This is a genomic window from Bacillus sp. MUM 116, from assembly GCF_001866655.1.
GTDB lineage: Bacteria > Bacillota > Bacilli > Bacillales > Cytobacillaceae > Neobacillus.
This window is the reverse complement of the sequence record NZ_MLYR01000150.1, coordinates 1-5,761: the sequence shown is the minus strand read 5'-3', so window position 1 is coordinate 5,761 and position 5,761 is coordinate 1. Positions and strand designations below refer to the sequence as shown.

Below are 5,761 nucleotides of genomic sequence, written 5' to 3'. Positions count from 1 at the left end.
ACCAAAAAAGGGGAAGGGCACTGTCTGCAATTAAACCCTCTCCTAGGCTTCTCCCTTTGCCATGCTTAAGTGTAGTCTTTTATTAAGTCGAAAGGATTAATAAATACAAAAAAGCCCTACTAGGGGCCTTTGGTGATTGAGACTGTCTTTGACAAGTCTATGTGCTAAGTAAGACTATGGCTTTTCGGCTACACTCTAGACTATGCATCAGTCTAACTTGAGTACCCAATCGGTTAAGCCTGATTTGGAGGAATTTTTTAGAACAGACCAAGAATGAATTCGTTATAAATCAGCCCTTGTCCATTCCATTTCATAATCTTGTACATATATTATTATTACACCATCGTTAGCCAGACATATTCCATTACCTTTACGGATATAAAGAACGTTTGCCTAAAGCAGACGTTTCTTTGCATTTTTAGGCATGTCGTATATTTTGCCTTCTCAATATGATGTGTGTCCAAGCAATTCTTGTCTTATGAAATATGATACATAGTGAAAGATTTATTTCGGACATTTTAACAGGTGGTGATAAGTATGTTTGGATACGGATTCGGAGGTTGCGGTGGTTTTGGCTACGGTGGTGGCTATGGCGGCGGCAGCACTTTCGTTTTAATCGTAGTATTGTTCGTCCTTTTAATTATTGTTGGTACTTCTTTTATTTTTTAATAAACCAATACACGTTCTAGCAGAATGAATCATTATGGCTGGAGGTGTAATAAATGGACGGAGTAGGAAGTAGTTTCGCGTTAATCGTAGTATTATTCATCCTCCTTATCATCGTTGGTACAGCATTTGTGTTCTACTAATAATAAGATGGATGGAGCAGGAAAAAGGCCCTTTATCGGGCCTTTTTTAACGTTTAAAGTGTATTTGTTGTTACATTTTTCAGAACACAAAAAAACTGCTGATGCAGCCCGATACTTATTCAACTCAAGTACCCGTTTGTTTAAGTGATAATCTTCACAATCTTTTTTTATCTTAACAAAAACTAATCCCTTAATGTGTAGGGGAATATCAAAAAGACGCCTTCTTACTAAAGAAAAGCGCCCTATAATGGAATAACGAAATTACTTTATTAATTTTCAACCGAAACCCTCTTCATTAATCGCTTTAATTTATTTTCTGTATCTGTTTCTTCTACTGGTGTATAGATACTGCACCGTAAATCCATATCACCTTGAACCTGAAGAGAAGTTAAATTAAACAACATTTTGCCTGCTTTAGCATGTCTGAATTCAATTATCATTTCTGGAGCCTTACTTACTTGACTTTCTTGCCATAATTCCTGAAATTCTGAATGTGAATAACTCATTTCTTTAATAAATTGGTTGTACCATTCATCGCCTAAATAGTGTCCATAATAGGTACGGAAAATAGCAAGAAAACCTTTCGCAAAATGTTCCCAATTGACGGCCAATGCTTTTAATTCTTTTCTAGTGAACACTAAACGAATCAAATTTCTTTGATCATTCGGTATTTGTTCAAAATCTAAAAAAACATGAGCAGCTGCGGGATTCCAGCCCACTATATGGCAATGTCGATCCGTAATGATAGTCGGACAATATGTTAATTCAGTTAGTATTCGTTTTAAAGAAGGGCTAAGATCTGATTGATTCTTTTTTTGATTTGTAATTTCTGATTTTGTCTCTAATGCCAGGTCATATAAGTAGTCTCTTTCATCATTATTTAATTGTAGAGCTGTAGAAATACAATCAAGTACGATTGAAGAAACTTTTATATCTCTTCCTTGCTCTAGCCATGTATACCAAGTGGTACTTACACCTGTTAATTGTGCAACCTCTTCTCTTCGTAATCCAGGTGTCCTTCTCCGGGTTCCAGCAGGCAAACCAACAGACTCTGGCTTAATTTGAGCACGCTTAGCTTTTAAGAATGTCGACAAAGCTTCAAGCCTAGTTTTATCATTCATTTTTTAAACTCCTCATCTTATCAATTTAACCTATTAGTAATTATACCAGGATAAAATATCACTTGTAATAGGATAAAAGAGATGTAAAATACAAGTAAATTATTTATTTGGAGGGATGAAAAGTGGAAAGAGTTGTGATTACCGGTATGGGGATAGTCTCTCCTATAGGAAACAACATACAAACATTTTGGAACAATTTGATTAACGGGGAATCTGGTATATCCACTATCGATACATTTGATGTTACTAATCATAAGACAAAAATTGCAGGTATCGTCCAAGGCTTCGATGCAGATGAAGTTTTAGGAAAGAACGAAGCTAGACGTTTAGATCGTTTTTCTCAATTTGCTTTGGCTGCAGCTGAACAAGCTTGGGTAGATTCTAAGTTAGACCTCGATCGTATAGATGTAGAAAGGTTAGGCGTATATGTAGGTTCAGGTATAGGGGGAATTGAAACCTTGATTGAAAATATTGATGTGCTTAGACAGAAGGGGCCAAGAAGAGTTAGCCCGACCCTAGTACCTGCTATGATTTCTAATGCTGCTGCAGCACAAATTAGTATCAAGTGGAACGCAATGGGACCTTCTTTATCGCCCGTTTCTGCTTGTGCAATTGGAAATACAGCTATTGGTGAAGCCTTTAGACTAATTCGTTCCGGAGAAGTTGACGTTGTGTTCGCAGGTGGAACAGAGGCAGCTATAACAGACTTATCAATAGCAAGCTTTGGTAATGCTACAGCATTATCAACAAGAAACGATGATCCCACTAAAGCTAGTCGTCCATTTGATGAAAATCGAGATGGATTTGTCATGTCAGAAGGTGCTGGAATTCTAATCTTAGAATCTTTATCTCATGCATTACGTAGAGAGGCAAAGATTTATGCAGAAGTCATTGGATATGGTGCAAGTTCAGACGCACACCATATCGTGGCTACACATCCGGAAGGTAAAGGGGCCTATCTTGCAATGAGATCAGCTTTAAAAAATGCAAATATATCGCCTGAAGAAATTGATGTTATTAGTGCCCATGCAACAAGTACAAAAGTGGGAGACATCTCCGAAACGATGGCTATTAAGCAGCTTTTTGGTAAACAAGCTTATCAGATTCCAGTAACAGCTAATAAATCTATGATCGGTCATATGTTAGGGGCAGCAGGCGGGGTTGAAGCAATTGCTTTAGCAATGAGTTTAAAGGAAGGTATAATTCCTCCAACAATTAACTTAGAAAATCCTGATCCATTATGTGATCTCGATTATGTACCATCTATTGCTCGCAAAGTGAAAATAAATACGGGTCTGTCTAACTCATTCGGTTTCGGAGGTCATAATGCGGCAATTGTTTTAAGGAAATACGAGTGAATAAACTTTCTCTCGTAAATCTAACCGTTTCTTAAGGAAACGGTTAGTTTATTCCGTTAAATGGCCCGATTGTTGAATAAAAGCTAATGACGATTGTTCAACTATAGGGTGCGTTACTTGAAGATCCGGCTATCATTGCTGGCTTTTTATTTATTCAATTAAAGGGTGATTTTATGGAGGGACGAAAAAGTTGTATGTTAATCTACACATTAACCTTAAGATAAATATTAAGGTTAATATTTATCTTAAGGTTAGAACATTCCTCTATTTGATTTTTAGGAATTTCTGAACCGTTCCTTGTTTATTTCCTCCTATTTAGGAATTATCCAAGACCCAACAGTAAATGGTGTTGGAGATTCCGAAAATGTATTGACGCGAGAAGAACCTTTACCAAATAGAAAACATTAGTTTTTACAGCCCTCACCCATCAATGGTTGGGATTTTTTCTTTTTTTACCGGACAAATTCTAGTATTTTTTAGGGTGTAGGCTAACATAAGATAATTTTGCTGTTACCAATATAGGGATTGGGTGCAAGTTGGGAGGTCATTAGCAATAAAACAGGATATTAGCAAAGAAAATGTTCAAGTCTCCAGCAAAACAAATGCCTGGGTGACCCCAAAATAAGAATGCGTATGACGCATTTACTCCTATAACCACCCACGAAAAGGATTTTAATTTTGCGTTGACGAAACACAGTTAAAGAAAATGATAGATGAAGAATTAGAAGTTGAAAAGAGGGGGAGTGCCCCCTTTTTTTATGGATTCAGAAGCAAAACTGAATGTAACATAAAGGATATTAAGCTTGAAAAATGTATAAACTTTTTCAAACTTGCAAATTTTAATTATTGTTGAGTTTTTATTTTAAATTCCAAACAAAATTCATTTACCTAGGAGGTATTTTCATGACACAACAAAACCAACAGCAACAACAAATGCAACAGGCTGCTCAACAAGCACAACAAGCTGCTCAACAAGCGCAACAAGCTGTTCAATCTGCTCAAGCAAGTACAAACACACAACAAATTCAACAAGCTCAACAACAAGTCCAGCAAGCTCAACAAGAAGTTCAACAAGCCCAAGCTACAGCTAAATCGCAACAAAACAATTTACAATAGAACGGAAAAAAGGATCTTCCACCGAAGATCCTTTTATGCTATTTAATCTGTCTCGTTTAAATATCACGAATGAAAGAGGACATCGAATACCTAGAACGGATTAAGGGAGTTAACTTCTACGGTTACGTCAAGCGATTGAACGTTAAAAAAGGCCCGATAAAGGGCCTTTTTCCTGCTCCATCCATTTTATTATTAATAAAACATAAATGATGCACCAACAATGATAAGAAGGATGAACAATACTACGATTAACGCAAAACTATTTCCTACTCCGTCCATTTATTACACCTCCAGCATTAATGATTCATTCTGCTTGAACGTGTATTGGTTTATTAATAAAAACAAGATGCACCAACAATAATTAAAAGGATAAATAATACTACGATTAAAACAAATGTACTGCCTCCGCCGAAACCACCGTAGCCAAAGCCTCCAAAGCACATATTGGTCACCATCTGTTAGATTGTCCGAAATAAACCTTTCAGTATGTATAATATTTCATAAGACAAGAATCGCTTGGACAAATATCATATTGAGAAGGCAAAATATACGATTTGCCTATAAATGCAAAGAAACGTCCGCTTTATAGGCAAACGCTCTTAAAAGAGAAGGTAATGTGTAATATGTTGGTTTTACGCTGGTGGTAATCATAATATATGTACAAGATAATGAACTGGAAGGACAAGTGCTGATATATAATGATTTAATTCTTGGGGTTATGTTCTAAAAGATTACTCCAAATTAGGCTTATCCGATTGGGTACGCAAGTTAAACTGATGCATAGTCTAGAGTGTATCCGAAAAGCCATAGTCTTGCTTAGCACATAGACTTGTCACAGACAGTCTCAATCACCAAAAGCCCCTACCTAGATGGGCTTTTTTGTATTTATTAATCCTTTCGACGCAATAAAAGACTACACTAAGCATGGCACAGGGAGACAACCTAGGAGAAGGGTTTTAATTGCAGATAGTGCCCACCCCCTTTTTGGTATTTTACATATTTTATAGGTATCAGCTGAAAGGAGGTTGTGTATATGGATGGTTTTGGCTATGGTGGTTTTGGTGGTTGCGGTTGCACCGGATTTGGCTATGGAGGTGTTGGTTTTGGCGCCGGTTTTGGTGGCTTTGCCTTAATCGTTGTTTTGTTTATCTTATTAATTATTATCGGGGCAGTCGTGTGGTACTAATTTAATTTTTCAAAAAAAGTCTTATAAAAAGGCTTTTTTCTTTTTTGTATAAATTGTTAAATGCTCATATGGAGAAAAAAGTAAATTAGGCAAGCCCTGCCATAAAGTCTAATTAGGCAAATGTTGTATAAACCAAAGCCATCTGCTGCACCTCATGTTGTGTTCTGCCTC

At 36.6% G+C, this 5,761-nt stretch carries 9 protein-coding genes; 6 read left to right on the top strand and 3 right to left on the bottom strand.

Going from position 1 to position 5,761, the window contains the following annotated elements:
- Positions 1-537: 537 nt before the first annotated feature.
- Positions 538-669: a YjcZ family sporulation protein gene (locus tag BIV60_RS28915; protein WP_083402475.1), complete on the top strand. Its 132-nt coding sequence runs from the start codon at positions 538-540 to the stop codon at positions 667-669.
- Between the two features lie 53 nt (positions 670-722).
- The gene (locus BIV60_RS28910; RefSeq protein ID WP_083402174.1) at positions 723-809 is read left to right on the top strand and encodes a YjcZ family sporulation protein; all 87 of its coding nucleotides are present in this window, start codon (positions 723-725) and stop codon (positions 807-809) included.
- A 269-nt stretch (positions 810-1,078) separates the two neighbouring features.
- Here the strand turns inward: BIV60_RS28910 and BIV60_RS26470 are convergent, their stop codons facing one another.
- A complete protein-coding gene (locus BIV60_RS26470; protein ID WP_071358646.1) occupies positions 1,079-1,930 on the bottom strand; it encodes a helix-turn-helix transcriptional regulator in 852 nt (283 codons plus the stop codon).
- A 122-nt stretch (positions 1,931-2,052) separates the two neighbouring features.
- Here BIV60_RS26470 and fabF point away from each other — a divergent pair, with 122 nt between their 5' ends.
- From fabF to BIV60_RS26460, 3 genes are all read left to right on the top strand, one after another.
- On the top strand, positions 2,053-3,288 hold the full coding sequence (gene fabF, locus BIV60_RS26465) for a beta-ketoacyl-ACP synthase II (RefSeq protein WP_071358645.1): 1,236 nt from the start codon (positions 2,053-2,055) through the stop codon (positions 3,286-3,288).
- Positions 3,289-3,573: 285 nt separating this feature from the next.
- Complete coding sequence (locus BIV60_RS31110; protein ID WP_083402474.1) at positions 3,574-3,696, top strand: phage holin; 123 nt, start codon at positions 3,574-3,576, stop codon at positions 3,694-3,696.
- Positions 3,697-4,191: 495 nt separating this feature from the next.
- The gene (locus BIV60_RS26460; protein ID WP_071358644.1) at positions 4,192-4,404 is read left to right on the top strand and encodes a hypothetical protein; all 213 of its coding nucleotides are present in this window, start codon (positions 4,192-4,194) and stop codon (positions 4,402-4,404) included.
- Positions 4,405-4,596: 192 nt separating this feature from the next.
- Here BIV60_RS26460 and BIV60_RS28900 read toward each other — a convergent pair whose 3' ends face one another.
- Together BIV60_RS28900 and BIV60_RS28895 are read right to left on the bottom strand one after the other, a co-directional pair.
- A complete protein-coding gene (locus tag BIV60_RS28900) occupies positions 4,597-4,683 on the bottom strand; it encodes a YjcZ family sporulation protein (RefSeq protein WP_083402473.1) in 87 nt (28 codons plus the stop codon).
- Between the two features lie 53 nt (positions 4,684-4,736).
- Positions 4,737-4,859, bottom strand: a complete 123-nt coding sequence (locus BIV60_RS28895; protein ID WP_083402472.1) for a YjcZ family sporulation protein — start codon at positions 4,857-4,859, stop codon at positions 4,737-4,739.
- A 578-nt stretch (positions 4,860-5,437) separates the two neighbouring features.
- Between BIV60_RS28895 and BIV60_RS28890 the strand changes: the two genes are divergently transcribed.
- Positions 5,438-5,590, top strand: a complete 153-nt coding sequence (locus BIV60_RS28890; protein WP_083402471.1) for a YjcZ family sporulation protein — start codon at positions 5,438-5,440, stop codon at positions 5,588-5,590.
- Positions 5,591-5,761 lie beyond the last annotated feature (171 nt).

What these genes read in the sequence shown, in the direction of transcription:
- BIV60_RS28915 (WP_083402475.1), top strand. Translation starts at nt 538, where the DNA reads ATGTTTGGATACGGATTCGGAGGTTGCGGTGGTTTTGGCTACGGTGGT.
- BIV60_RS28895 (WP_083402472.1), bottom strand. Translation starts at nt 4,859, where the DNA reads ATGGTGACCAATATGTGCTTTGGAGGCTTTGGCTACGGTGGTTTCGGC.
- BIV60_RS28890 (WP_083402471.1), top strand. Translation starts at nt 5,438, where the DNA reads ATGGATGGTTTTGGCTATGGTGGTTTTGGTGGTTGCGGTTGCACCGGA.
- BIV60_RS26460 (WP_071358644.1), top strand. Translation starts at nt 4,192, where the DNA reads ATGACACAACAAAACCAACAGCAACAACAAATGCAACAGGCTGCTCAA.
- BIV60_RS28910 (WP_083402174.1), top strand. Translation starts at nt 723, where the DNA reads ATGGACGGAGTAGGAAGTAGTTTCGCGTTAATCGTAGTATTATTCATC.
- BIV60_RS28900 (WP_083402473.1), bottom strand. Translation starts at nt 4,683, where the DNA reads ATGGACGGAGTAGGAAATAGTTTTGCGTTAATCGTAGTATTGTTCATC.
- BIV60_RS26470 (WP_071358646.1), bottom strand. Translation starts at nt 1,930, where the DNA reads ATGAATGATAAAACTAGGCTTGAAGCTTTGTCGACATTCTTAAAAGCT.